Genomic DNA, 24,912 nt, shown 5'->3' with positions numbered 1-24,912 from the left:
GCAGGTCAGGATGCCGACCCGGCCAACAGCCGCCGCCCGTCGACCGCCTGATCCGCCGGACCCAGTTCCTCCAGCAGATCGGCATACTGTCCGGCCGTCACCGACCAGTCCTGGCTTTCGGCGATGCGGCGGCCCGCCTCGCCCATCCGGCGGCGCAGGGACGGGTCCGCAGCAAGATCGTGCATGGCCCGCACCAGATCCCCATGCGCGTCCGGATCATCCAGCAGGATGGCTGCACCATCCTCCAGCAGACGGCCGGCGCCGGCCAGCCGGGTGGTGACCACCGGCAGGCCGCTGGCCGCCGCCTCCAGCAGGACGAGCCCGAAGGGTTCATAGCGGGTCGGGAAAACGAACAGGTCGGCCGCCCGCATCAGCGCCGCCACGTCGCGCCGGTGGCCGAGGAAACGGACCCGATCGTCCACCCCCAGCGCCCGCGCCATTGCCGGGAACGGGCCGCCGCGCTCGTCGCCGACCACCGCCAGCGCCAGATCGGGCACGTCGGCAAGCGCGCGCAGCACCCCGTCCAGATTCTTGCGGTCGCTGCGGGCGTCGCCGACGAACAGCGCCACCGGACGGCCGGGCGGCAGGCCGAACAGCGTCGGATCGGGTGTGCCCGGACGAAACTCCCGGACATCGACGCCATTGTCGATCACCCGCAGCCGGGCAGTCTCGATGCCGTCCCGACGCAGTTCGTCCGCAACGGTCCGTGAGACGGCCACCAGCCGGCCGGCGCGGCGGAAGCTCCAGCGCTCGAACCCGACATTCAGCAGGGTGTAGAGCGCGCGATAGAGCGACAACGGCGAAACGCCCTTGCGGATCGGATGGGTGGCGGAGCGCATCCAGGCGGAGTGGACGAAATGCACGGCGTTCACGTCCGACCGCGCCCAGCTGACGAAACCGTTCACCACCACCCGATCTATCCCCGCCTGCCGTTCCCGCGCCAGGGCCCGGCTCGCGCGCCAGGCGAACAGCTGGTCCTTCGCCAACTGCGTCGGCACACCGCCGCCGCTGACCGGCACCCAGCGCAAACGGGGATGGCGCGCCAACTCATCCGCCAATTCCGACGCGATGGCGACGACCTCATGCCCACGGCGGAGCAGTTCATCGACCACGACGGCGTTCACGCGCCCCTGTCCGTCATGCCGGACGATCTTTTGCGTGACGACGGCGATGCGCAGGGAAGCGGTGCGCATAAGGCGATCTCCTGCCCGGCTTGATCGGCGGTATCTGCGGCGGTTCGTGCCGAAGTGGACCACGGCGCCGGCACCCACGCCAAACAAACGAAAGATACGGACGCCACACAACAGGCTTAAGACTGCCGTTGTTGGACTCAGTCCTTCAGACACTAAAACATTCGCGGACTCAAAATCGATTTTTTTGGAAGAGTCAAAGATGAGTCAGAGTCATGTCCCAAGATTGACTCTCCATTCTATAGCGAATTCTGTGCGACTACTCCCAACGAGCAGGGTAATCCAACCGATACGGTTAACCCAGTCTAGCAAGATCTTAATATCCGATTAATGGGAGTCGTGCCGATGGCGCTCACCGGGTCCAATCTCATCGATGTCACCTTTGCGATCGACGCATGGGGACAAGCAGCCGGCGGCGTCTGGCCGCATCTGGCGCTCAAGCTCGACGGCGCGACCATCGGTCAGGCGACGGTGAACAGCAGCAGCCTGGGGCGCTACACCATCTCCACCAAGGTCGCGGCCGACAGCGCGCACAAGCTGCAGATCGTCTACGACAATGACGGCCTTTCGGGCGGCGTCGACCGCAACCTGTTCGTCCAGGCCGTCTCGGTGAACGGCACGTCGATCGCCGCCACCGATCCGTCGGTCACCTATGACAGGGGTGCGGTCGACGGAAAGGACGTGGTGAAGGGGCAGGAAGCCCTTTACTGGGGCGGTGCGCTGAACGTGCCGCTGCCGGCGTCGCTGTTCCCGGCGGACGATGCCATTACCGCGGCTCCGGCGGCGACCAAGTCCTACAGCGTCGTCGTCAACGCCTGGGGCAAGAGCGCGGGCGGGGTGCCGCCGCACTTCAAGCTTCTCGTCGACGGCAAGGCGGTTGGCGACGCCAAGGTGGCCGCCACCAGCCAGACCGCCTACAAATTCACGGTCGATCTCGACCCGACCCAGGCGCACAAGGTCCAGGTCCAGTACGACAACGACGCCGTCGTCAACGGCCAGGACCGCAGCCTTTATGTCGGCTCGGTCGTGGTGAACGGGCACAGCGTCGCCTCGACCGCCGCCGGGGTCACTTATGACCGTGGCGCGCTGGACGGCAAGGACGTCATCTCCGGCCAGCAGGGCCTTTGGTGGAACGGCACGCTGAGCGTTCCCGTCACCAAGGACATGCTCGCCGGCACCACGACGACCACGCCCCCCACACCGACCGCTCCCACCCCCACCACGCCGGCTCCGACGGCACCCACCGCCACGCTGCCGAAGAACGACCACAGCGCCAGCGCCGGGGTCAGCAGCGACCGGCCGCCGCTGATGTCCGATGTGTCGACCATCTCCTGGGGCGCCGACCGCGGGCTGGCGCCGCAGCACCTGTTCTGGGAATCGGTGCCCGATTATTCCAACGCCGCCCATCTCAAGGAAACCCGCGACGTCGCCGCCGGTCATCTGTCCGACGGGGTGATGCCGCTGATCGGCTTGCAGCTGTGGGAGGACACCTTCACAGAGTCGCAGAACGGCGGTGAGTTCGCCAGCCTGGGCGGCCACAAGGCCTGGGTGTCCTGGGTCAAGGCCCATCAGCAGTATCTGGGCCGCGACGCCGACGGCTACGTCCTGAACGCCGACAGCAGCAATCCCTATGGCTGGGGCTATGTCAGCCCGCTGATGCCGCTGGACGCCAAGGACGCGCCGGCCGGCTGGACCGGCGGCACCGCCCATTACGCCGACTGGATGGCCGACAAGCTGGGCCGCCTGTCGGCCCTGACCGGCACCCGCGGCTATGAACTGGCCGACTTCTTCGACGGCAGCCCGCATTCCGGCGTGATGGACTTCTTCAACAGCCGCATGATCGCGGAGTTCAGCGCCAAAACCGGCATCAAGGTGGCGGGAAGCACGCTGGCGCAGCAGGCGGCGGACATCGTCGACAACCACCCGACCCAGTGGCTGGATTACTTCGTCGACGGCTGGGCCTATAGCTGGAAGGCGCTGGATGACGCCATCGTCAAGAACACCGGCAAGGCGGCGTGGCTGACCACCCAGGTGTCCTTCACCCCGGCGGCAATGCGCGAATTCGCCGGCGTCGATGCCCGCGTGATCGCGGACAAGATGAACGAGAAGGACATCCTGTTCAACGTGCAGACCCTCGAACGCTTCGAGATGCAGCACAAGCAGGCACCGGCCTCCTACGAGCAGGCGATGCTGGGCATCCATGCCGCCCGCGCGCCGGACGCCCATTTCGGCCACATGATGTCCTCGTCGGAAGATGATTACTGGGGTGCGGTGAACAGCCTCTACACCGGCGTGACCGGTACGGTGCGCGAGGAACTGGGCTGGGGCCGTCTGGAACAGACCTGGCTGCAGAGCGGCTGGACGATGATCGCCGACGACCAGGGCGGCGTCCGCCGCGCGGCGGAGCAGTGGTCGCGCAGCTATCACGATTGGGGCGAGGTGAAGCAGCCCTGGCTGGACATGCTGCGCGACATCGTGCCGACCCGTCCCTTCGGCCCGGCGCTCTATTACAGCGCCAATGCCGAGAAGGCGATGAACGCGCTGGAGCCCGACGGCAACGCCATCGGCAACGCCTATCTGGGCGAACTGCTGGAGCCGATCACCAAGCTGCATGATGCCGGCGCGACCTTCGGCTATTACGTCAGCGACGCGGCCCTGCCGTCGATGACCAAGGCCAGCACGCCCAGCGCCTGGATCATTCCGCAGGCGACCTATGACGGGCACAACCTGTTCAGCGACGCCGAGATCGCCGCCCTGAAGGCCAAGGCGCCGGTCCTGATCGGCGACGAGGCGCTGAACTACCATTACCCGCTGACCTTCACCGACAAGGATCCGGACGCCCAGATCACCGGCTACGGCTTCTACGACCAGAAGGACCGGCTGATCGTCGTCGCCTCCGACCGGGTCGATTTCAACGACACCGCGGCGCGCAAGGCGGTGGCCACCCATGTGGAGCTTCAGCTCGCCAACGGCCACTACACGGTCCAGGACCTGATCCACAACACCACGCAGGGCTTCGACGTGGTGAACGGTGTCGGCGGCTTCGACACCACCATCGCCCGCTGGGACACCGGCGTCTTCGCCATCACCCACGACGTGGCGGCGTAAGGCGGAAGCCGGCAGGCAGGTCGTCGGAACGAAAGCGGAGTCCCGTCCCGGCGGGGCTCCGTTTTCGTTTCGATGTTCAGTGAAAATTGTCCTGGCAAACTCTGTTTAAGAGTCTATATTATCGCTAACGAACTCGCCCAGTGCAGCTTGACCCCAAGTCCAGCCATCTAACATAAGTTGTCTTGCAAAGAGCTTTTTCTTCTTTGAACGGCAATATCGTTTGGCTTCCTTTGCTTGCGACCTTCCCCACTTGGCGATACCCGCCGGAGACCGGCATGGCTTTAGCGGGTAATCACTTCCATATTCGCGTGCAAGGATGACTTATTACTGCCGGCCTTCTGACGAAGGACTCTGCCCGGACAGTATGAGTTCACACCCCACTGAGCCTGGAATCATTCCAGAAGTGCAGCAGACAATGCCGTGAGTGCCGGATCATAGTTTGATCTAAATTCGATCGGGCGAGCACGAGAAGACCGATACAACGTGCACCGTCCATCGGATATGCGGCATTGCGCGGCCAGGCGCGGAGGTACCGGAGACAAAGGTGGCAACGGCCCGAACGGGGGGCCGAGGGTTTCACGCCGGGCACCAGAATCCGGCAGACCCGAATTGCAATGCACCGGTGCAATCGACGTCGAAGCAAAGCGTCCAGGGGGGAATCCTTGCCTTCCGGCCGCGCGATGCCGTCCACCAATTCGTCTATTTCTTGGGGGAGACGGACATGTCCGATCGCATTCGGGTAATTGTTCACAACCAAAGCCGATTGCTGCGCGAATCCATCCTGAACATCCTGGACGACTGCTTCGAGGTCATCGATCCGCAAAGCCGCCTCGCAACCGGACTTTCACCCAAGACGATGTGGAATGGCCGGGCGAACGGCGGCCCCGACCGTTATTCCGACGGCATGTCGGCCGGCGGGGCCGTGGTCACGCTGGAACCGCCGGCGGGCAACGGCAGTTCCGAACGGACGGCGGACATCGTTCTGTTCGACCTCGCCTCTCTGAAGACCGACGCCTGGAACTTCCGCAACTGGTACGGCGAACAGGCCAAGCTGGCGATGATCGCCGACGAATTCTCCGCCCACCACATGCGGATGGCCCTGCGCTTCGGCGTTCGCGGCTATCTGCTGAACCGGATGGCTCCGACCGCCTTCGTGCTGTCCTTGCGCCTGATCCATGCCGGCGAACCGGTCGTGCCGGAAGAATGCTTCGACTATTTCTCGCCCACCGCGCTCCGCCGGGGCGGAGAGGATGGGGCGATTGCCCAGCATGAAAGCGAACTTCTGGGCTATCCCGGCCTCTACCCGCGCCACGCCCGTATCCTGAAGCTCATCATGGACGGATGCAGCAACAAGGAGATCGCGCGCGAGATGGGGATGACGGAGGATCTGGTGAAGCTGCATGTCCGTCACATCATGCAGACCATCAATGTCCGCAACCGCACCCAGGCCGCACTCTGGGCCGCGCAGAGCGGCATCATCCAGGAGATGGAGTATTTCCTGGAGCGGGCGGCACCGTAATCCTGGGAGAATGCGCACGGGCGCCGGCATGGCGGCGCCCGTCCCTTGCCGGCGTCAGGCCGGCACCACGCTGTTGGTCAGGAAGGTTTCGAATTGGTCGACCGGCAGCGGCCGGCTGATGAGATAGCCCTGGATGCGGGTGCAGCGCTGCAGGCGCAGCATATCGGCCTGCTCCTGCGTCTCCACCCCCTCGGCGATGGTGTCGAAGCCCAGGCTTTCGGCCAGATTGACGATGGTGCCGACGATGGCCGGATCGGTGGTCGACTTGACGATGTCGCGGACGAAGCTGCGGTCGATCTTCAACGTGTCGATGGGGAAGCGCTTCAGATAGGCCAGCGAGGAATAGCCGGTGCCGAAATCGTCGATGGACAGGCGGACGCCGATGTCCTTCAGCCCGTTGAGGATCGTCACCGCCTTTTCGATGTCGCCGATCATGGCACCTTCGGTCAGTTCCAGTTCCAACCGGTCGGCCGGGATTCCGGCGGACTCGACCACGCTGCGGACGAAGCCGACGAGGCGGGCGTCCTGGAACTGGCGTGGCGACAGGTTCACCGACACCGAGGGGATCGGCAGACCGCGCTCGATCCAACCCGCCAGCCGGCGGCAGGATTCGATCAGCGTCCAGGCGCCGATTTCCCAGATCAAACCGGTTTCCTCGGCCAGCGGAATGAACTCCGCCGGGCTGACCATGCCGCGCACCGGGTGGCGCCAGCGGATCAGCGCCTCCGCCCCGATGGTGCGGTTACCGGCAAGGTCGATCTTCGGCTGGAAATGCAGTTCGAACTCGTCGCCGCCGCTGGCGCGGCGCAGATCGCTCTCCAGCCCCAGGGTGAAGCCCGACCGCTCGCGCATCCCGTTGTCGTAGAAGACGTATTTGTGCTCCGGGTTGCGCTTGGCATGGTACATCGCCAGATCGGCGTTGCGCAGAAGCTGGTCCGCCGTCTCGCCGTCGTCGGGGTAGAAGGCGATGCCGATGGACGCGCCGCAGAACAGCTCCTGATTATGGACGCTGAACGGCTCCGCCATCGAATAGAGGATCTTCTCCACCAGCCGGGCCCCGGCGGAGCGGTCGGCGGCGTCGGGGGCGACGATCAGGAACTCGTCCCCGCCCAGCCGGCCGACCGTGTCGGTCATGCGGGTGCAGTTGCGCAGGCGCCGGGCCACCAGCTTCAGCAGCTCGTCGCCGGCATGGTGGCCCAGCGTGTCGTTCACCTGCTTGAAGCGGTTGAGGTCGAGGAAGGCCACGGCGACCTTGCTCTTGCCGCGCTGGGCGCGGACGATCGCCTCCTCCAGCCTTTCGCAGACCAGCCAGCGGTTGGGCAGGTCGGTCAGCCGGTCGAAGCTGGCCTGATAGCGGATCTGGTGTTCCTGCGACTTGCGCTGGCTGATGTCGGCGATGGTCAGGACATAATGTTCCAGCACGCCGCTCGGCGCGCGGACCGACGTCACCGACAGGGCGGCGGCGAAGGCGTCGCCGGAATGGCGGAAACTGGTGACCTCCCCCTGCCAGCGCCCGGCCTGCCGCGCGGTGGTCCAGATGGCGTCGATGAACTCCCGCTCGTGCGAGCCGGGGGCGAAGAGGACCAGCGGCCGGCGCAGCAGTTCCTCCCGCTGGAAACCGGTCATGATCTCGTAGGCCGGGTTGATCGCCTGCACCGTCAGTTCGGGATCGACGATCAGGATGCCGTCGGCGACGCTGTCGAACACGGTGGCGAGCAGCCGGATCTTCTCCTCATGCTGCTTGCGTTCGGTGATGTCCTGGACGGTGCCTTCGTAATAGCGGATTCGGCCGGCAGCATCGCGCACGCAGCGTGCGCTTTCCGCGATCCAGATGATGGAGCCGTCGCGGCGGAAGACGCGCGCCTCGAAACTGTGGACCCGATCCTGGCGGGCCATCAGGTCGGCAAAGGCCTCGCGCTTGCCGGGATCGACATAGAGCTGGCAGGCGATGTCGGTGAGGTTGGCGATCAGGTCTTCGGGCGAAGCATAGCCGTAGATGTCGGCAAGTGCCGGATTGACCCGCAGGTAACGGCCGTCGACAGTCGTCTGATAGATGCCTTCGACAGCATTTTCGAAGATGCTGCGATACTGTTCTTCCGTCTCGTGACTCATCGTGCGCGCCTCATCCGACGCCAATCCCGAACCGCCTGGAAAAAACATAAGCCTGCAACTCAAACAACGATTGTGGAACTTCCACTTTTCCGCAACGCGGCAAAGTAGACGCCGGTTCGGAGAGACCCGTCAAGCGACATCGCCGATACTGTCTCACAATATGAAGGGAAATTATAACAAAAAGGTAACCGAACCTGACCCATAGGCGGGCCGGCGTCGCCTGCTTTCGGCCAAAGCATTGATGCAGAACGATAGTCTTCTCTCGCACGGTTAAAAATCTGAAAGACTTTGATCCAACCGCGGCACGGCTGACGGCATCAAGCCGATCTGGTCTCACAATCGTTCTTATACAAATGGCTGTTTTTTATTCATCGCAGCACAGTCTTTGGGCAACTGCGGTTCCGCACCGCACCGCGACAGGAAGGGCGATGGGCGAAACCCGCCGGGTTTCCGGCATCTGCGCGTTTGGCACATCGCGTGCAAAGCGGTTTCCCGTTCAAGCCAACGGCGGTTTGACCCGCGCGGGACCAAAGACCGGGGCCCGCACCCAAATCACACGCAGCGCGTCTTCCCTCCCCCGCCCCGCACCGGACCGGTGCCGCACGGGCTCCACCGGACGCTGCGTGCCGTTCCTTCAGCGCTTGTTCCAAGGGGACTCGTCATGTCGTATCTGGTGCCCTCCGAGTTCGTCACCAAAATGGTGGATGCCGGCGAATCCAAGATTTTCATGTCCACCCGCGACACCGTCATCCGCGCCTTTATGGCCGGGGCGATCCTGGCGCTGGCGGCGGTCTTCGCCGTCACGGTCACGGTCCAGACGGGCTTCCCGATCATCGGCGCCATCCTGTTCCCAGTCGGCTTCTGCATGCTGTATCTGCTGGGCTTCGACCTGCTGACCGGCGTTTTCGTGCTGTCGCCGCTGGCGCTGATCGACAAGCGGCCGGGCGTCACCATCGGCGGCGTGCTGCGCAACTGGGGGCTGGTGTTCATCGGCAACTTCCTGGGCGCGCTGACGGTCGCGGTGATGATGGCCGTGGTCTTCACCTATGGCTTCTCCACCCCGCCGGACAAGGTCGGGTCGGTCATCTCGCACATCGGCGAGAACCGGACGCTCGGCTATGCCCAGTATGGCGCCGCCGGCATGCTGACCATCTTCCTGCGCGGCGTGCTGTGCAACTGGATGGTCTCCACCGGCGTCGTCGGCGCGATGATCTCCACCTCGGTCAGCGGCAAGGTGATCGCCATGTGGATGCCGATCATGCTGTTCTTCGGCATGACCTTCGAGCATTCGGTGGTGAACATGTTCCTGTTCCCGTCGGCGATGCTGATGGGCGGCAAATTCTCGATCATGGACTACATGATCTGGAACGAGCTGCCGACGGTGCTGGGCAATCTGGTCGGCGGTCTGGCCTTCACCGGGCTGACGCTCTACGCCACCCATGTCCGCACGGCGCCGAAGCGCCGCCTGCATCAAACCGGCCTGCAGCCCGCTGAATAAGGCACCCTGACCGTCATCCCGTCACCACCCCGGTCCGCCTTGGGCCGGGGTTTTTCTTGCCAAGGGCCGACATCGTGCCAAGTGCCGACATCTTGAAAGAGCTGCGGATCTCCATCGGCCAGTGCTCCGACAAGGGGCGCAAGGAGTCCAACCAGGATTTCCACGGGGCGTTGATCCCGACGCCGCCGCTGTTGGGCATGAAGGGGATCGCGGTGGCGCTGGCCGACGGCATCAGCAGCAGCCGGGTCAGCCACATCGCCAGCGAAACCGCGGTGAAGAGCTTCCTAACCGACTATTACTGCACGCCGGAAAGCTGGTCGGTGAGGACCTCGGCGCAGCGGGTGCTGGCGGCGGCGAACAGTTGGCTGCACGCCCAGAACCGGCGCAGCGAATACCGCTACGACCAGGACCGCGGCTTTGCCTGCACGCTCAGCGCGCTGGTGTTGAAATCGGCCACAGCGCATCTGTTCCATGTCGGCGATTCCCGCATCTACCGCATCGCCGGCTGCGCGCTGGAACAATTGACCACCGACCACCGGGTGGTGGTGTCGTCGGAGGTCAGCTATCTCGGCCGGGCGATGGGCGTGGTGCCGCATGTGGAGATCGATTGCCGGGATCTGCCGGTGGAAGCCGGCGACATCTTCCTGCTGGCCACCGACGGCGTCTATGAGCATGTCGATGCCGATTTTTTGATCAACGCGATCGCCGACCATGCCGACGACCTCGACCGCGCGGCCCGACTCGCGGTGGAGGAGGCGTTACGGCGGGGCAGCACCGACAATCTGACGCTCCAGATCGTGCGAATCGACGCGATCCCCGATGCGGATGCCGGCGACCTGTTATCCCGGCTGTCCGATCTGCCCCCGCCGCCCCTGCTGGAACCGGGGGAGGAATTCGAAGGCTACCGCATCCTGCGCGAGTTGCATGCCAGCAGCCGCAGCCATGTCTATCTGGCCCAGGACGGAGCGGCGGGTCCGGCGGTGGCGCTGAAGGTGCCGGCCATCGACCGGCGCGACGACCGCGCCCATCTGCGCCGCTTCCTGATGGAGGAGTGGATCGCCCGGCGGATCAACAGCCCGCATGTGCTGAAGGCCCCGCCTCAGAGCCGGCCGCGCCGCCACCTCTATGTCGTCACCGACTATCTGGACGGGCAGACGCTGACCCAGTGGATGCGGGACCATCCCGATCCCGACCTGCCCACCGTCCGCGCCATCGTCGAGCAGATCGGCAAGGGGCTGCAGGCCTTCCACCGGTTGGAGATGCTGCACCAGGATCTGCGGCCCGACAATGTGATGATCGACCGGACCGGGACCGTGAAGATCGTCGATTTCGGATCGGTCCTGGTCCCCGGCATCCTGGAGACCATGCCGGACGCCGACCACGGCGAAATCCTCGGCACCCTGCAATACACCGCGCCCGAATATCTGCTGGGCGAAGGCGGGACACCGGCTTCCGATCTCTATGCCCTGGGGGTCATCGCCTATCAGATGCTGACCGGCCGCCTGCCCTACGGCGCCGATGCGGCGACCGCCACCACGCGGGCGCGCCAGCGCAAGCTGGCCTACCGCACGGCGCTCAGCGACCAGCGGGACATCCCCGCCTGGATCGACGGGGTGCTGCGCAAGGCGGTCCATCCGGACCCGGCAAAGCGCTATCAGGAATTGTCGGAGTTCCTGTACGACCTGCGCCACCCGCGCAAGCATGCCGCCGGAACGCGGCGCCGGCCGCTGATCGACCGCAACCCGCTGGCCTTCTGGCAGGGGCTGTCGGCGCTGCTGGCCCTGGCGGTGCTGGTCCTGCTGGCCGGCCGGGTCTGATCGGCCCGCCGGCAGGACCGGAGCGCAATCAGTGCCCGTGGGCGACCTTGGCGCCTTCCTTCAGCTTGTACAGGCGCGAGCAGTAGGGGCATTCGACCTGCCCCTCGCGATCCAGCGTCAGATAGACCAGCGGATGGCCCAGGGCGCCGCCGCCGCCGTCGCATCCGACGGTCGAGGTTTCAACAAGGATCGTCTCGGTCGGCTGCATGGCAGTCATCCTCTGTTTTGACAGGCGCGCCGGTTCACGCCATCGTGGACACGCCCGCTGTCCGGGCCCCCGATCAGGGTTCCGCGCGCGCGGGCCGGATGATACCCATCGCGCGCCGCGGATCAACGGGGGAAACCACCGGACTCGTGGGCTTTTTCGTCAACCGCAAACATCATGGTTCAGGATCAATGGCCGCGCCCACCGATACCCCCACGCCCGTCTCGCTCCCGGCCAATGCGGTGGAGCTGCGCGGCCTGACCAAGATCTACCAGCCGACCGGCAAGGCCGGGCCGAAGCATGCGCTGAAGGGCATCGACCTCGCCATTCCGCGCGGGTCCCTGTTCGGGCTGCTCGGCCCCAACGGTGCCGGCAAGTCGACGATGATCAACATCCTCGCCGGGCTGGTGAACAAGACCGGCGGCACTGCCACCATCTGGGGCCACGAGGTGTCGGAGCATCCGCGTCGCGCCCGCGCCTCCATCGGCGTGGTGCCGCAGGAACTGAACATGGACCCCTTCTTCACCCCGCGCGAGATGCTGGAGCTTCAGGCCGGCCTCTATGGCGTGCCGAAGAGGGAACGCCGGACGGACGAACTGCTGGAGGCGGTCGGGCTGGCCGACAAGGCCGATGCCCATGCCCGCTCGCTGTCCGGCGGCATGAAGCGCCGGCTGATGGTCGCCAAGGCGCTGGTCCACACCCCGCCCGTGCTGATCCTCGACGAGCCGACCGCCGGCGTCGACGTGGAGCTGCGCCGCCAGCTCTGGGAGTATGTCCGCCAGCTCAACAAGTCCGGCACCACCGTCCTGCTGACCACCCACTACCTGCAGGAGGCGGAGGAGCTGTGCGACACCATCGCCATCATCAACCACGGGCAGGTGGTGGCGTGCGAGCCGAAGACGACCCTGCTGCGCCGGGTGGACAACAAGGCGCTGTGCCTGACGCTGGAGCGCGACCTGACCGCCCCGCCGCCGTCGCTGGAAGGCTATACGGTGGAATTGCCGGAACCGCGGCGGTTGGTCGTCCGCTATCAGCCGAGCCGCCAGCGCGCCGGCGCCATCCTGTCCGCTCTTGCCGCTTCGGGAATCGGGATCGTCGATGTCACGACCGAGGAATCGGATCTCGAGGATATATTCCTCCAACTGACGGGTGGTGCGCACAGCGACACAGGGGTAATCCATGCGGCATAGCGGATCGGCGGCTGTCGGCTTGGCGGCTGTTCTGGGGTTGGGGCTTCTGCTTGGCGGCTGTGCCGCGGATTTCCAGCCGATGGGAACGGCCGTCGTCCAGCCGCAGCTGAACGACCGCGTGCTGATCGCCGCCGACGGCTTCGAACTGCCGATGCGCACCTGGCTTCCGGCCGATGGCCGCGTGCGGGCCGTGGTGGTGGCCCTGCACGGCTACAACGATTATTCCAACGCCTTCGACGGCGCCGGCCGCGATTTCGCCGCGGCCGGCATCGCCACCTACGCCTACGACCAGCGCGGTTTCGGCGCCACCCGCGAACGCGGCGTCTGGGCCGGCACCCCGACCCTGGTCAGCGATGCCCGCACAGCGGTGGACATGGTGCGCAGGCGCCATCCCGGCGTTCCGGTCTATCTGATGGGCGAGAGCATGGGCGGGGCGGTGGTGCTGACCGCGATGACCGGGCCCAACCCGCCCAAGGTCGACGGCACCATCCTGGTCGCCCCCGCCGTCTGGGGCCGGCAGGCGATGGGCTTCTTCCCGCGCGCCGCCCTGTGGATCACCTACAATCTGGTGCCGGGCATGGTGGTGCATCCGCCGCAGGACCTCGGCATCCATCCGTCCGACAACATCGAGATGCTGCGGGCGCTGGGCCGCGACCCGATGGTCATCAAGGGCTCGCGCGTCGATGCGCTGGAAGGGCTGACCGATCTGATGGGGTCCGCGCTCGACGCCTGCCAGCGCCTGCAAACCCCCTCGCTGGTGCTCTACGGCGCCCATGAGGAGGTTCTGCCGCCGCGGCCGGTGGAACGCGCGCTGAAGGATTTCGAGGCGGGCGGGCGTCATGTCGTCGCCGTCTATCCGGACGGCTACCACATGCTGCTGCGCGACCTGAAGGGCAAGCTGGTCGTCAACGACGTCATCGCCTGGATCGGGAACCCCAAGGTGCCGCTGGCCAGCGGTGCCGACCGGGCGCCAAGGGCCCTGCTGGCGGCCAAGTAAAGGGCGCTACAATTTGTCACACGCGGCTGCGCGATCGCCGGTCAGACGGATTGTTCCTTATCCATCATGACCGACGGCACTCGCGGAAGGTTGGCAATGCGTGAAGATCTGAGTGAAGACCCTGCTCCCGGCCTGCGGTTGTCCCCGGCCGAAGTCGAGGAAATAGCGGCCGAATTCAAGGTTTCGCCGCTGTGGGTGCGGCTGGCGCTGCTGTTCCGGCCGGCCAACCGGGCGGCCCTGGTGGCGATCGTGGCTTGGGCCGGCGGATTGCCGCTTCCGCCTACCTGAAAGGCGCAGTCCGGGGCATGGGACCTTCGCAGCCAAAGGTATAGTACCCCTTAGGACCAAAGCAACTCTGCCACTTTCAGCGGTTGAGGGCTAAGGTACCGCATAAGCGGACACCGAACGTCCCCGTTGGGAGGAACCATGCACAGCGTCGAATCCCAGGTTACCCCGTCCGGCGCCCTCCGCGCGCCGACGACCGCCCAGTCGACCATGTCCTCTACCATGGATGTCCAGATCATCGCCGACCGCTACGGTTGGACCACCCCGATGGCGCGCTGGTGGATGGCGTTCGCCGCCTCATCGGTCGGGCCGAAGCCGGACACCATGATCGCCTTCCTCGACAAGACCGTCGGCGGCGTGACGATGATCCGGCGGCGGTGACTTCGCTGGACGGACGGGATTGAGAAAAGCGGCCCTGCGGGGCCGCTTTTTTTGTCTGGAGTTTGGGCATCGGGTGCCAGAACGTCCTCACACCCCCGGCGGCACGATCCGCCAGATCGCCGCGGGGTTGCGGTGGGGGTCCAGCCAGACATGCTGGAACTTGCCGATCCAGGTGAAACGGTGGCCGCTGAACAGGTCCTCCACCTGAACATGGGCGCCGTCGGGCAGACCCAGTTCCCACAGCGGAATCTCGATGGTCCCGCCATGGCCGTTGTGGGGATCGAGGTTCACCGCGATCAGGATCACGTTGTCCTTGGCCTCCGTCATCTTGCCGTACAGCAGGATGTTGTCGTCGAAGGCGTTGTAGAAGCGCAGGTTGGTGAACTGCTGCAGCGCCGGGTTCTCGCGGCGGATCCGGTTGATGGCGGTGACGTAGTCGCGGATGTTGCCGGGCTTGTTCCAATCCCAATGCCGGACTTCGTACTTCTCCGAGTGGTTGTATTCCTCCTTGCCGGGATAGGCTTCCGCCTCGCACAGCAGATAGGGACCATAGAGACCGTAGACACCGGCCAGCGTCGCCGCCAGAACCGCCCGCATCATATGCGCCGGCCGGCCGCCATGGGTCAGGATCGGCGGGAGGATGTCGGGTGTGTTGGCGAAGAAGTTGGGCCGCATGTACTCGCGCGATTCACCCTGCGTCAGCTCCGTCAGGTATTCGGTCAGCTCCGGCTTGGTGGTGCGCCAGGTGAAGTAGCTGTAGGACTGGGTGAAGCCGACCTTGGCCAGCCGCTTCATCAGCTTCGGCCGGGTGAAGGCCTCGGCCAGGAACAGGGCGTCGGGGTAGCGGTCCTGCACCTCGCGGATCATCCATTCCCAGAAGGGGAAGGGCTTGGTGTGCGGGTTGTCGACGCGGAAGATGCGCACACCCTCCTTGCACCACATCAGCACCACGTCGCGCAGCGCGTACCACAGATCCGGATAGGACTGCCGGTAGAAGCTGACATTGACGATGTCCTGGTACTTCTTCGGCGGATTCTCGGCATAGCGGATGGTGCCGTCGGGCCGCCAGTAGAACCAGTGCGGATGCTCCTTCACCCAGGGATGGTCGGGGGAGCATTGCACGGCGAAGTCCAGCGCGATCTCGATGCCATGGCGCTTGGCTTCGCGCACCAGCCGGCGGAAGCTGTCGAAGTCGCCGATCATCGGGTCGATGGCGTCGTGCCCGCCCTCCTCCGCGCCGATGGCATAGGGCACGCCGGGATCGTCGGGACCGGGATTCAGCGTGTTGTTCTTGCCCTTGCGGAAGGCGCGGCCGATCGGGTGGATCGGCGGGAAATACAGAACGTCGAAACCCATGTCCCGCACCATGGGCAGCAGGTTCACCACGTCGTCGAAGTTGCCCGGCCGCGACGGGTCGGGCGAGGCGGAACGCGGGAAGATCTCGAACCACGCCGAATAGGCGCCGGCGGTGCGGTCGACATAGACCTCCAGTTCGCGGACATAGCGCGACTTGTACTGCCGCTCGCCATACTGCTTCATGATGCGGCGCGGCTCGTCCGACAGGGCGTAGTCGACGGCGTCGCGGCCGGCCAGCGACTGCATCCGCTCGATCACCGCCTCCAGCGCGGCGCGGCCGTCACCATGGTTCAGGTCCAACGCCTGTTCGACGAAGCGGCGGCCCTCCACCAGTTCCAGATCGACGACCATGCCGGCATCGACCTTCTTCTTGAAGTCGGCGCGCCAGCTTTCCCAGACGTCGCGCCACGCCTCGATGCTGTAGGTGTAACGGGCGTTGCGGGTCAGCGGCACGCGCCCGACCCAGCGGTCGTTCTGGTGGAAGCGCATCGGCGCCTCGCTCCACTCCTCGTCGCCGTTCGCCTTGTACATGACGGAGGCCGCGAGAACGAAGGTACCGTCGGTGTAGATGTCGGCCCACACCTCCATCACGTCCCCGACCGCGCGCTTGATGGCGAAGCGGCCGCCATCCAACTCCGGATAGACATTCTCGATGGTCATCCGGCCGGCGGCGATGGAATCCATCCACTCCCGCTCCTCCACGTCGTGGAGTTCGACCGGGTGGCTGCGGGCGGCGCGGGCGCGGAAGACGCGCAGTTCCATCGGGCGCAGCGTCATCGGAGCGCCGGGTTCCATCGGCAGCGGTTCCGCCTCCGGCGTCACATCCTCGAACGCCTCATAGGTGCCGCCGGTGGCCGCCAGCACCGGGCCGACATCCAGCATGTGCGGCCGGTTCTCGTCGGGGTTCAGCACCAGGATGGCGCAGCCGTCGGGCTGGTCGAGCGCGGCGCCGTCCACCTGCCGGATCAGCCCCAGCACCGGGCTGTGCGGCGAGGTCACGCGGCGCTGCGGCCCCTCGACGTTCAGGGCCGGGGTGGCGGCCTTCATGGCGTTGACCGCGCCGATGAAGCCGGTCAGGTCCAGCTTCGGCTGCTCCCAGTCGGCGGGGCTGGTGCGCACCACGTCCAGCTTGCGGGTGAAGCCGTATTCGTAGCCGACCGGCATCAGCACGCCGGTGGAGAAACTGGCGGCGAACAGATAATGCATCTTCAACTGGGCGGCCAGCCGCACCGCGTCCTGGCTGCCGACCTCCGCCGCCAGGCGGTCGGTGTCGTGGCTTTCCGGGAAGGCGATGGACGGCGCGATCCAGCGGAACTCGTCATACTGGTCCAGCAGCCAGTCGGCCTTGAAGTCCCACCATTTGGCACTGTTGAACAGGAAATCGAAGCCGGCGCCGCACAGCTCGCGCACCTGCTCCACCGTGCAGCCCAGCGTCTCGGCGAAGAACTTCACCTCCGGATTCACGGCGTGGGCAGCGTCGATCAGGCTCTTCCACACCTCCGCCGGCACCTGATAGGCGGCGTCGCAGCGGAAGCCCTTCACGCCCAGCGCGATGTAATGGCGCAGATAGTCCGACCAGTAGCCGATCAGCCCGGCCCGCGACTCCGCCCGGTCATAGTCCAGCGAGGCGAGGTCGCCCCACACCGTGACATGGGCGGTGTTGTTGGGATCGACGGCACCCGGACGGTGCAGGTCGCCGTCGGGGCCGCGCTTGTACCAGTCGGGGTGACGGTCGACCAGCAGCGCATCACGAGAGGTGTGATTGATGACGAAATCCATCATCACCGACTGGCCGTGCGCCCCGGCCTCCCCGATGAAGCGGCGCAGCAACTCGTCGTCGCTCTCATGCGAGCCGCCGCGGAGCGCGTCATGCAGCCGATAGGGATCCTTCACAGCATAAAGGCTGCCGGAGAAACCCGGCTGATGGATCGGGTTCAGGAAGATCCAGTCGAATCCCATCCCCTGGATCCGCGGCAGGTGCCCGGTCCAATCGCGGACCGGACCGACCAGGGTCGGAAACAGGTTGTAGATGCGTGGTCCGACGATACTCATGGAACCCCCTTCCTTGGCCCTGCTTCTCCGTTGACAGCCGCCGGTCCCCGTTGTGGGATCGACGAAGCGGCATCGGCGCCGTTCCCCTCCGGAATGCACCGATGCCCGACAGCGGCCGACACCTTGCTCCCGCCGGTCAACCGGCTGGGGCGGCGAAGGTTCCGCCTGCCGCATATGGCAACCCGCAACGGATACCACCAGCACAGGATGCACCTAATGGCCGAGAAGCCCGGCAAGGTCTCGAAAATCCGCCTCGGTAAACTGGACCAGAAGAAGGTGCGGATCGAAACGGCGGAGGAGTACGACCGCCGACTCGGCAAGCTGCAGAAGGAGTTGCTGCACATCCAGCAGACCTATTGGCACGAGAAACGCCGCGCCATCGTGGTGTTCGAAGGCTGGGACGCTGCCGGCAAGGGCGGGGCCATTCGCCGCATGACCGAACCGCTCGACCCCCGCGGCTTCCATGTCTGGCCGATTTCCTCCCCCACGGCGGAGGAACAGGGAAAGCATTACCTGTACCGCTTCTGGACCAAGCTGCCGGCGGCCGGCACCTTCGCCATCTTCGACCGGTCCTGGTATGGCCGGGTCATGGTCGAGCGGGTGGAGAAATTCGCCACCAAGGATCAGTGGAAGCGCGCCTATGACGAGATCAACGAGTTCGAACGGCTGCTGACCGACGACGGCGTGCGCATCATCAAGCTGTTCCTGCACATCACCCCGGAAGAACAGCTGGAACGCTTCCGCGAGCGGATGAAGAATCCCTATAAGCGCTGGAAGCTGACGGAGGAGGATCTGCGCAACCGCGCCAAATGGGACGATTACGTCAAGGCGGCCGAGGCGATGTTCGACCGCACCTCCACCCCCGAGGCGCCCTGGCATGCGGTGGAGGCGAACTCCAAATGGTTCGCCCGCCTCAAGGTGCTGGAGATCGTCACCAATGCCCTGAAAGAGGGTGTGAACATCGCCCCGCCCCCCGTCAACGGCAACGTCGCCCGCATCGCCGCGGAGGTGCTGGGCATCGAACCCGACCTGCCGGTCTACGGCGTTTCCGACGAGGAGCGGAGCGGCCAGGGGTAAGGCGCCGCCGCTCAGACCGCGCCCGGCACCACCCCCGGTACCACCCACGGCCGCCGCTCGGCGTCGCGCCGGTCGAAGAGGTCGATGGCGTCCTGGTGGCGCAGCGTCAGCGCCACGTCGTCGAGCCCTTCGATCAGGCACTCCTTCTTGAAGGCGTCGATGGCGAAGGGCAGCGGCCGTCCGTCCGGACCGGTCAGGATCTGGGCCGGCAAATCCACGGTGACGGCGGCGCCCGGCGCTTCCTGCAACTGGCGGCGCAGGGTGGCCACCGCGTTCTCCGGCAGGGTGACGGTCAGCAGGCCGTTCTTGGCGGCATTGGCGGCGAAGATGTCGCCGAAGCTGGGGGCGACGACACAGCGGAAGCCCCCGTCCACCAGCGCATAGACCGCCCCCTCCCGCGAGGAGCCGCAGCCGAAATTCCGGTCGCTCACCAGGACGGCCGCCCCGGCATAGGCCGGGTCGTCCAGCGGGAAGCCCGGCTTGCGCTCGTCATGGAACAGGAAGTTGCCGTAGCCGGCGCTGCGCGGTTTCTTCAGGAAGCGGGCTGGCAGAAGCTGGTCGGTGTCGATGTTGGCGATGTCGAGCGGCACCGCCGGTGCGGTCAACGTGATGAAGGGGTCCATTCATACGGCTCCCAGCTTGCGGACGTCAGTAAGCCTGCCGGTCGCGGCGGCGGCGGCGGCCATCGCCGGGCTCATCAGATGCGTGCGGGCGTTCGGTCCCTGACGGCCTGGGAAATTGCGGTTGGTGGTGGAGGCGCAGCGCTCCCCCGCCGGAACGAGGTCGCCGTTGATGCCCACGCACATGGAGCAGCCCGGCTCCCCCCATTCCAGCCCGGCGTCGATGAAGACGCGGTCCAGCCCCTCCGCCTCCGCCTGACGGCGCACCGGGACCGATCCCGGAACCACCAGCCCCGGCACCACGGCGCGCCGGCCGCGCAGCACGGCGGCGGCGGCGCGCAGGTCCTCCAGCCGGGCGTTGGTGCAGGAGCCGATGAAGACGCGGTCGATGGCAACGTCCTCCAGCGCCATGCCGGGGGCAAGGCCCATGTAGTCCAGCATCTTGCGCATCTGGCCGGCGCGCACCGGGTCGCTCTCCGCCCCCGGATCGGGCACGGTCGCCGTGACCGGAACCGCGGTTTCCGGGCTGGTGCCCCAGGTGACGGCCGGGGCGATGCTGGCGGCATCCAGCGTCACCTCGCGGTCGAAGACGGCACCCGGATCGCTGGGCAGGCTCCGCCAATGCTCCACCGCCCGGTCGAACAACGCGCCCTTGGGGGCATAGGGTCGTTCCTCGACCCAGGAGAAGGTGGTGTCGTCGGGGGCGATCATCCCGGCCCGCGCGCCCGCTTCGATCGACATGTTGCAGACGGTCAGACGGCCTTCCATCGACAGGGCGCGGATGGCGCTGCCGGCATATTCGATGACATGGCCGGCGGCCCCGTCGGCGCCGATGGCGGCGATCACCGCCAGGATCAGGTCCTTTGCCGTCACATGCGGCCCCAGCACGCCATCCACGGTGACGCGCATGGTCTTCGGCCGGCGCTGCCACAGGGTCTGGGTCGCCAGGACATGCGACACCTCGGTGGCGCCGATGCCGAAGGCCAATGCCCCGAAGGCGCCGTGTGTCGAGGTGTGGCTGTCGCCGCAGACGATGGTCAGGCCGGGCAGGGTCAGTCCCTGTTCCGGCGCCAGCACATGGACGATGCCCTGCGCCGGGTCGTGCAGGCCGAAATGGCGCAGACCATGGCGGCCGGCATTTGCCTCAAGCATCGTCACCATGTTGGCGATCTCTGGGTCGGCGATGGGCTTGGACCGGCTGTGCGACGGCACGTAATGGTCGGCGACGGCGAAGGTCAGCTCCGGTCGGCGCACCTTGCGGCCGGCATGGTCGATCATGCCGAAGGCGTGGAAGGACCCCTCATGCAGGAAATGACGGTCGATGGCGAGCAGGGACTGACCGTCCGGCCGGATCGCCACGACATGGGCGTCCCAGACCTTCTCGAACAGGCTGCGTGGCTGTTGCGTCATTGGGTTTTCTCCTTGACGGCACGGGCCGCGGCCGTCCCGGCGATGCGCCCCAGCGCCACCGCGGTCAGCAGGCCGTTGCCGGACAGATAGCCGGACGCCTTCGATCCCGAGACGCCGCAAGCGGCGCCGCCGGCGGCATGGAGGTTGGGCAGCGGGGTGCCTCGGCTATCCAGAACGCGCGCATCGTCATCGACGACCAGCCCGCCCTGGGTATGGAACAACGCACCGGTGACGCGGACGGCCCGGTAGGGCGGAACCAGCGGGGCCGAGCCGGCGAAGCTGCGGCCGAATCCGTCCGTTCCTCCCTCCGCCTTCAACCGGTCGTTCCCGGCGAGCGTGGCAGCCAAAGCGTCGGCGTCGATCTTCATCAGACGGGCAAGTTCGACGGGCGTGTCGGCGGTCAGCACCGCGCCCATCGCCTCGGCCTGCCGGAAATCCTCGAACTGGCGGGCGATGCCGGCGATGCGCTCGTCGAAGACGGTCCAGGCGATGCCGTCGGGCTGGCGCAGCACGATGGCGGCCTGCTCCGAGTAGCCCTGCGCCTCGTTGGAGAAACGCCGGCCCTCCGCGTTCACCTGCACGCCGCCTTCGGTGATCGTCGCCCAGGTGACGAGGATGCCGGCGGGATGCGCGACGGAGCCATGACCCTGGTGCCCCGACAGGTGCCGGGTGGCGGCGCCCAGCGCCTGCCCCCACAGCAGCGCGTCGCCCTGGTTGCCGGGATGACCGAAATAGAGCGCGTCGGCCAGTTCCGGCACATGCCGCTCCACCAGCGCCCTGTTGCCGCCATAGCCGTTGCAGGCGAGCACCAGCGCGCCGCAGCCGACCCGCTCGACGCTTCCGTCGGGCCGCGTGATCTCAACGCCGCGTACCTGCGCACCGTCTGCGTACAGCGCCGTGACATGCGCCTCGCACAGCACGTCGATGCCAGCGGTCTCGACGGCTCCACGCAGCCGGTCGATCAGTTCCGCCCCCGACCGGCTGGGCAGCCCGTGCATGCGCCGCGCGCTGTGGCCGGGATAGCTGAAATTGTCCACCACCGAGAATGGCAGCCCGTAGCGGTCGGCCAGCCATTCCAGCGCCGGCCCCACGGCCTGCGCGACGCGGGCGACCTCCGCCGGGTCCGGCTCGCCCTTCGCCTTGGCGATGATGTCGGCGGCGAAGCGCTCCGGACTGTCCTCGATTCCGGCAGCGCGCTGCCAGCGGGTGCCCGGTGCCGGGATCAGCCCGGCCGACAGGGCGGTGGAGCCCTGGGGCAGCGCATCGCGCTCCAGCACAAGCACGCCGGCGCCCTGCTCGTGGGCGGCGAGGGCGGCGATCATCCCGGCCGCCCCGCCGCCGATCACGACGACGGGAACGGTGAACTCGAATTCCACGCCGTCGGCGGGCAGGATGCGGCTCATTGGCTTGCCACCTCCTCCAGCATCGTTGCGACGGTCGCAACCCGGCAGACCGGGCGCAGGGCGGCGACGGAGACCTCATGCACCTCACGGCTGAAGGCGGCGCAGCCGTCCTCCAGCAGGATGGTGTCGAACTCGCGGACATGGGCGTCGCGCACGGTCGAGGCGACGCCGCCGTTGGTGACGATCCCGCAGACCAGCAGCCGCTCCACCCCGCATTTCCGCAGCACCCATTCCAGCCGCGACATGTAGAAGGCGGAATAGGCGACCTTCTCCACCTCCACATCGACCGGCTGGAGCGCGTCGACGGTACGATGCCCCCAACCACCGGGCATGAAATCGCCCTTGGTCAGGAAGGGGCGCAGAGCCTTCAGATGGGGCGAGATCATCGGCTCGCCGCCGCGGCCGGGCACCAGGGTGAAGTTGGTGGAGATGACCCAGCCGCCCCGCGCACGCAGCAGGTCGGCCAGCGGCTTCACCCGCCCCGGCAGGGCCAGGATTTCCGGCGCCGTCTGCCCGGCACGGCCATAGGCGCCGTCGGGGTGGATGAAGTCGTTCTGTAGGTCGCAGACCAGCAGGGCGGTGCGCTCGACAGGGATCGCGGTGGCGCTCATCGGGCGCTCCTTTCCACGATGACGTTGCCGTAGGCGTCGACGCGGGCGGACAGGTCGGGGTCGATCACGGTGGTGGCGTCCGGCTGCTCAAGGATCGCCGGACCCTGGATCAACGCGCCGACCGGCAGGTCGAGGCGGTTGTAGACGGCAGTCTCGTGCCAGGCCCCGTCGAACCACACCGGCCGCGACCCGGCATGGGCGCCCGCTACCGTCGTGCCGGCCGCCGGAGCGAGGGCGGAGAGGTCGAAATGCGGACGGCGGCCGATGGCGGCGGTGCGCAGGTTGACGATCTTGGCACCGACGCCCGGCAGCAGCCGGCTGAAGGAGGCCTGATAGGCGCGTTCGAAGGCGGCGCGGATGGTCGCCTCGTCGATCCCGGTGGTACCGTTCTCTACCGACACCGGCAGCGGCACGGCGACCGTGTGGGTCTGGCCGATGTAGTGCATGTCGAGTTCGAAGACGAGGTCAATGCGATCGACGCTGAGCCCGGCGGATTCCACCACGGCGCGGGCGGCGGCCGCCTCCTCCACCATGCGGCGGTCGAGCGAGCGCGCGTCGATGCCCGCCAGCGGCAGGTTGACCGTCTGCACCTGATCATGGCGGATGTCGGCGATGACGCAGCCGAGCGCCGAGGTCACGCCGGGGAAGCGCGGCACCAGCGCCGCCTTCAAGCCGACCTCCTTGATCAGCGCGCCGACATGCAGCGCGCCGCCGCCACCGAAGGGCACGGCGGCGAACTTGGCCGGGTTGTGGCCGCGCTCGATGGAGACGAGGCGGATGGCGCCGGCCATCTTGCTGTTGGCGATGCGCACCACCGCCTCCGCCGCCGCCATGACGTCGAGGCCGAGCGGCTCGGCGACATGGGTGGCGATTGCCGTGCGGGCGGCATCGACGTCCAGCCGCGCCAACTTGCCGCCGATTGGGCGCTCGGCATTGATGCGGCCGAGCAGCACGTTGGCGTCGGTCAGCGTCGGGCGGGTGTTGCCCTGGCCATAGCAGACCGGCCCCGGCCGCGAGCCGGCGCTCTCCGGCCCGACCTGCAGCATGCCGCCGGGATCGACCCCGGCGATGGAGCCGCCGCCGGCGCCGATGGTGGTGATCTCGATCATCGGGGTGCGGACGACCAGACCGAAATCGATGGTGGTCTGGGCGGCCAGCATGGTCTGCCCCTCCACCACCAGCGACACGTCGAAGCTGGTGCCGCCTAGGTCGCCGGTGATGACGTTGGGGAAACCCGCCGCCTTGGAGATCGCCGCCGCGGCGATGACGCCGGCCGCCGGCCCCGACAGGGCGGTGCGCACCGGCAGCCGCCGGGCGGTGTCGGTGGACATCACGCCGCCGTTCGACTGGACGATGTGGAAGCGCCCACCGAACCCCTCACCCGCCAACGCATTGTCGAGCTTGGCAAGATAGCTGCCGACCACCGGCTGGAGATAGGCGTTCAGCGCGGTGGTGGAGGTGCGCTCGAACTCCCGGATTTCCGGCAGGATGCGGGAGGAACATTCCAGGTTGGCGTTCGGCCAGACCTCGCGCGCCGCCCCCAGCGCCGCCAGTTCGTTGGCCGGGTTGGCGTAGGCGTTGATGAAGACGATGGCGAGCGCCTCCGCCCCCTGGTCGGCCAGCCGGCGGGCGGCGGCGCGGACCTCCTCCGGATCGATTTCGGTGCGGATGGTGCCGTCGGCCAGCGTGCGCTCCGCCACCTCCAGCCGCATGTCGCGGTCGACGACGGGGACGAAATCGCCCCACAGGCCCCAGGTGTGGCGGCGATCGCGGCGGCGCATCTCCAGCACGTCGCGGAAGCCGGCGGTGGTGATCAGCCCGACCTTGGCACCCTTGCGCTCCAGCAGCGCGTTGGTGCCGACGGTGGTGCCGTGGACGATGGACCCCAGTTCGGCGACCGGCCCGAAGCTCTGCAGGCCGGCGAGGAAGCCGACTGCCTCGTCGCCGCGGTTGGAGGGGACCTTGGCGGTGCGGAAGCTGCCGCGCGCCTCGTCGTAATGGAACAGGTCGGTGAAGGTGCCGCCGACATCGACGCCGACGATTGCACCCTTGGAAATGCCGTTGCTCATGGTCTTGCTTCC

General features: G+C 66.8%; 18 protein-coding genes. 9 read left to right on the top strand and 9 right to left on the bottom strand.

The window, feature by feature from the left end:
- Nucleotides 1-5: 5 nt before the first annotated feature.
- Entirely contained in the window at nt 6-1,193 is a 1,188-nt protein-coding gene (locus FZ029_RS13640; protein WP_149269716.1) for a glycosyltransferase family 4 protein, read from the bottom strand.
- A gap of 342 nt (nt 1,194-1,535) precedes the next feature.
- On the opposite strand from FZ029_RS13640, the gene FZ029_RS13635 reads away from it, so the two are divergent.
- Nucleotides 1,536-4,298, top strand: a complete 2,763-nt coding sequence (locus FZ029_RS13635) for a carbohydrate-binding domain-containing protein (RefSeq protein WP_247892297.1) — start codon at nt 1,536-1,538, stop codon at nt 4,296-4,298.
- Nucleotides 4,299-5,019: 721 nt separating this feature from the next.
- Complete coding sequence (locus FZ029_RS13630; protein ID WP_149200967.1) at nt 5,020-5,817, top strand: response regulator transcription factor; 798 nt, start codon at nt 5,020-5,022, stop codon at nt 5,815-5,817.
- 54 nt (nt 5,818-5,871) lie between these two features.
- Here the strand turns inward: FZ029_RS13630 and FZ029_RS13625 are convergent, their stop codons facing one another.
- Nucleotides 5,872-7,929, bottom strand: coding sequence for an EAL domain-containing protein (locus FZ029_RS13625; RefSeq protein ID WP_149200966.1), 2,058 nt, complete (start codon nt 7,927-7,929; stop codon nt 5,872-5,874).
- Between the two features lie 661 nt (nt 7,930-8,590).
- On the opposite strand from FZ029_RS13625, the gene FZ029_RS13620 reads away from it, so the two are divergent.
- Both FZ029_RS13620 and FZ029_RS13615 read left to right on the top strand, forming a co-directional pair.
- Entirely contained in the window at nt 8,591-9,427 is an 837-nt protein-coding gene (locus FZ029_RS13620; protein ID WP_149200965.1) for a formate/nitrite transporter family protein, read from the top strand.
- Between the two features lie 92 nt (nt 9,428-9,519).
- A complete protein-coding gene (locus FZ029_RS13615; RefSeq protein WP_247892296.1) occupies nt 9,520-11,244 on the top strand; it encodes a bifunctional protein-serine/threonine kinase/phosphatase in 1,725 nt (574 codons plus the stop codon).
- Nucleotides 11,245-11,272: 28 nt separating this feature from the next.
- Here the strand turns inward: FZ029_RS13615 and FZ029_RS13610 are convergent, their stop codons facing one another.
- Nucleotides 11,273-11,461, bottom strand: a complete 189-nt coding sequence (locus tag FZ029_RS13610; protein ID WP_085086595.1) for a zinc-finger domain-containing protein — start codon at nt 11,459-11,461, stop codon at nt 11,273-11,275.
- 179 nt (nt 11,462-11,640) lie between these two features.
- On the opposite strand from FZ029_RS13610, the gene FZ029_RS13605 reads away from it, so the two are divergent.
- From FZ029_RS13605 to FZ029_RS13590, 4 genes are all read left to right on the top strand, one after another.
- Entirely contained in the window at nt 11,641-12,639 is a 999-nt protein-coding gene (locus FZ029_RS13605; RefSeq protein ID WP_149269714.1) for an ABC transporter ATP-binding protein, read from the top strand.
- A complete protein-coding gene (locus FZ029_RS13600) occupies nt 12,629-13,636 on the top strand; it encodes an alpha/beta hydrolase (RefSeq protein WP_149269713.1) in 1,008 nt (335 codons plus the stop codon). Before FZ029_RS13605 ends, FZ029_RS13600 begins: the two co-directional genes overlap by 11 nt.
- 96 nt (nt 13,637-13,732) lie before the next feature.
- Nucleotides 13,733-13,924 carry a hypothetical protein gene (locus tag FZ029_RS13595; RefSeq protein ID WP_149269712.1) on the top strand — a complete coding sequence of 64 codons (192 nt, stop codon included), beginning with the start codon at nt 13,733-13,735 and terminating at the stop codon, nt 13,922-13,924.
- Between the two features lie 138 nt (nt 13,925-14,062).
- The gene (locus FZ029_RS13590) at nt 14,063-14,302 is read left to right on the top strand and encodes a hypothetical protein (RefSeq protein ID WP_149269711.1); all 240 of its coding nucleotides are present in this window, start codon (nt 14,063-14,065) and stop codon (nt 14,300-14,302) included.
- Between the two features lie 87 nt (nt 14,303-14,389).
- Here FZ029_RS13590 and FZ029_RS13585 read toward each other — a convergent pair whose 3' ends face one another.
- The gene (locus tag FZ029_RS13585; RefSeq protein ID WP_149269710.1) at nt 14,390-17,710 is read right to left on the bottom strand and encodes a maltotransferase domain-containing protein; all 3,321 of its coding nucleotides are present in this window, start codon (nt 17,708-17,710) and stop codon (nt 14,390-14,392) included.
- A gap of 216 nt (nt 17,711-17,926) precedes the next feature.
- Between FZ029_RS13585 and FZ029_RS13580 the strand changes: the two genes are divergently transcribed.
- On the top strand, nt 17,927-18,787 hold the full coding sequence (locus tag FZ029_RS13580) for a polyphosphate kinase (protein ID WP_247892295.1): 861 nt from the start codon (nt 17,927-17,929) through the stop codon (nt 18,785-18,787).
- Nucleotides 18,788-18,798: 11 nt separating this feature from the next.
- Here the strand turns inward: FZ029_RS13580 and leuD are convergent, their stop codons facing one another.
- Genes leuD through FZ029_RS13555 form a run of 5 tightly spaced genes read right to left on the bottom strand, consistent with a single transcriptional unit; the run spans nt 18,799 to nt 24,900 of the window.
- Nucleotides 18,799-19,410 carry a 3-isopropylmalate dehydratase small subunit gene (gene leuD, locus FZ029_RS13575; protein ID WP_149269709.1) on the bottom strand — a complete coding sequence of 204 codons (612 nt, stop codon included), beginning with the start codon at nt 19,408-19,410 and terminating at the stop codon, nt 18,799-18,801.
- Nucleotides 19,411-20,817, bottom strand: coding sequence for a 3-isopropylmalate dehydratase large subunit (gene leuC, locus FZ029_RS13570; RefSeq protein ID WP_149269708.1), 1,407 nt, complete (start codon nt 20,815-20,817; stop codon nt 19,411-19,413). It abuts the gene before it with no gap.
- Nucleotides 20,814-22,220: an FAD-dependent oxidoreductase gene (locus tag FZ029_RS13565; RefSeq protein ID WP_149269707.1), complete on the bottom strand. Its 1,407-nt coding sequence runs from the start codon at nt 22,218-22,220 to the stop codon at nt 20,814-20,816. The genes leuC and FZ029_RS13565 overlap by 4 nt, the downstream gene beginning before the upstream one ends.
- On the bottom strand, nt 22,217-22,831 hold the full coding sequence (locus tag FZ029_RS13560; RefSeq protein WP_149269706.1) for a cysteine hydrolase: 615 nt from the start codon (nt 22,829-22,831) through the stop codon (nt 22,217-22,219). Before FZ029_RS13560 ends, FZ029_RS13565 begins: the two co-directional genes overlap by 4 nt.
- Nucleotides 22,828-24,900: a hydantoinase/oxoprolinase family protein gene (locus tag FZ029_RS13555; RefSeq protein WP_149269705.1), complete on the bottom strand. Its 2,073-nt coding sequence runs from the start codon at nt 24,898-24,900 to the stop codon at nt 22,828-22,830. Before FZ029_RS13555 ends, FZ029_RS13560 begins: the two co-directional genes overlap by 4 nt.
- Nucleotides 24,901-24,912: the final 12 nt, after the last annotated feature.

Origin of the sequence: Azospirillum sp. Sh1, from assembly GCF_008365135.1 — a bacterium.
Classification (GTDB): domain Bacteria; phylum Pseudomonadota; class Alphaproteobacteria; order Azospirillales; family Azospirillaceae; genus Azospirillum; species Azospirillum oryzae.
The sequence above is the reverse complement of the archived record's forward strand: the minus strand, read 5'-3'. Positions and strand labels throughout refer to the sequence as shown.

Bases quoted from the DNA above. Each gene is read 5' to 3' on its own strand.
- FZ029_RS13640 (WP_149269716.1), bottom strand. From the start codon at position 1,193: ATGCGCACCGCTTCCCTGCGCATCGCCGTCGTCACGCAAAAGATCGTC.
- FZ029_RS13635 (WP_247892297.1), top strand. From the start codon at position 1,536: ATGGCGCTCACCGGGTCCAATCTCATCGATGTCACCTTTGCGATCGAC.
- FZ029_RS13630 (WP_149200967.1), top strand. From the start codon at position 5,020: ATGTCCGATCGCATTCGGGTAATTGTTCACAACCAAAGCCGATTGCTG.
- FZ029_RS13625 (WP_149200966.1), bottom strand. From the start codon at position 7,929: ATGAGTCACGAGACGGAAGAACAGTATCGCAGCATCTTCGAAAATGCT.
- FZ029_RS13620 (WP_149200965.1), top strand. From the start codon at position 8,591: ATGTCGTATCTGGTGCCCTCCGAGTTCGTCACCAAAATGGTGGATGCC.
- FZ029_RS13610 (WP_085086595.1), bottom strand. From the start codon at position 11,461: ATGACTGCCATGCAGCCGACCGAGACGATCCTTGTTGAAACCTCGACC.
- FZ029_RS13605 (WP_149269714.1), top strand. From the start codon at position 11,641: ATGGCCGCGCCCACCGATACCCCCACGCCCGTCTCGCTCCCGGCCAAT.
- FZ029_RS13600 (WP_149269713.1), top strand. From the start codon at position 12,629: ATGCGGCATAGCGGATCGGCGGCTGTCGGCTTGGCGGCTGTTCTGGGG.
- FZ029_RS13595 (WP_149269712.1), top strand. From the start codon at position 13,733: ATGCGTGAAGATCTGAGTGAAGACCCTGCTCCCGGCCTGCGGTTGTCC.
- FZ029_RS13590 (WP_149269711.1), top strand. From the start codon at position 14,063: ATGCACAGCGTCGAATCCCAGGTTACCCCGTCCGGCGCCCTCCGCGCG.
- FZ029_RS13585 (WP_149269710.1), bottom strand. From the start codon at position 17,710: ATGAGTATCGTCGGACCACGCATCTACAACCTGTTTCCGACCCTGGTC.
- FZ029_RS13580 (WP_247892295.1), top strand. From the start codon at position 17,927: ATGGCCGAGAAGCCCGGCAAGGTCTCGAAAATCCGCCTCGGTAAACTG.
- leuD (WP_149269709.1), bottom strand. From the start codon at position 19,410: ATGGACCCCTTCATCACGTTGACCGCACCGGCGGTGCCGCTCGACATC.
- leuC (WP_149269708.1), bottom strand. From the start codon at position 20,817: ATGACGCAACAGCCACGCAGCCTGTTCGAGAAGGTCTGGGACGCCCAT.
- FZ029_RS13565 (WP_149269707.1), bottom strand. From the start codon at position 22,220: ATGAGCCGCATCCTGCCCGCCGACGGCGTGGAATTCGAGTTCACCGTT.
- FZ029_RS13560 (WP_149269706.1), bottom strand. From the start codon at position 22,831: ATGAGCGCCACCGCGATCCCTGTCGAGCGCACCGCCCTGCTGGTCTGC.
- FZ029_RS13555 (WP_149269705.1), bottom strand. From the start codon at position 24,900: ATGAGCAACGGCATTTCCAAGGGTGCAATCGTCGGCGTCGATGTCGGC.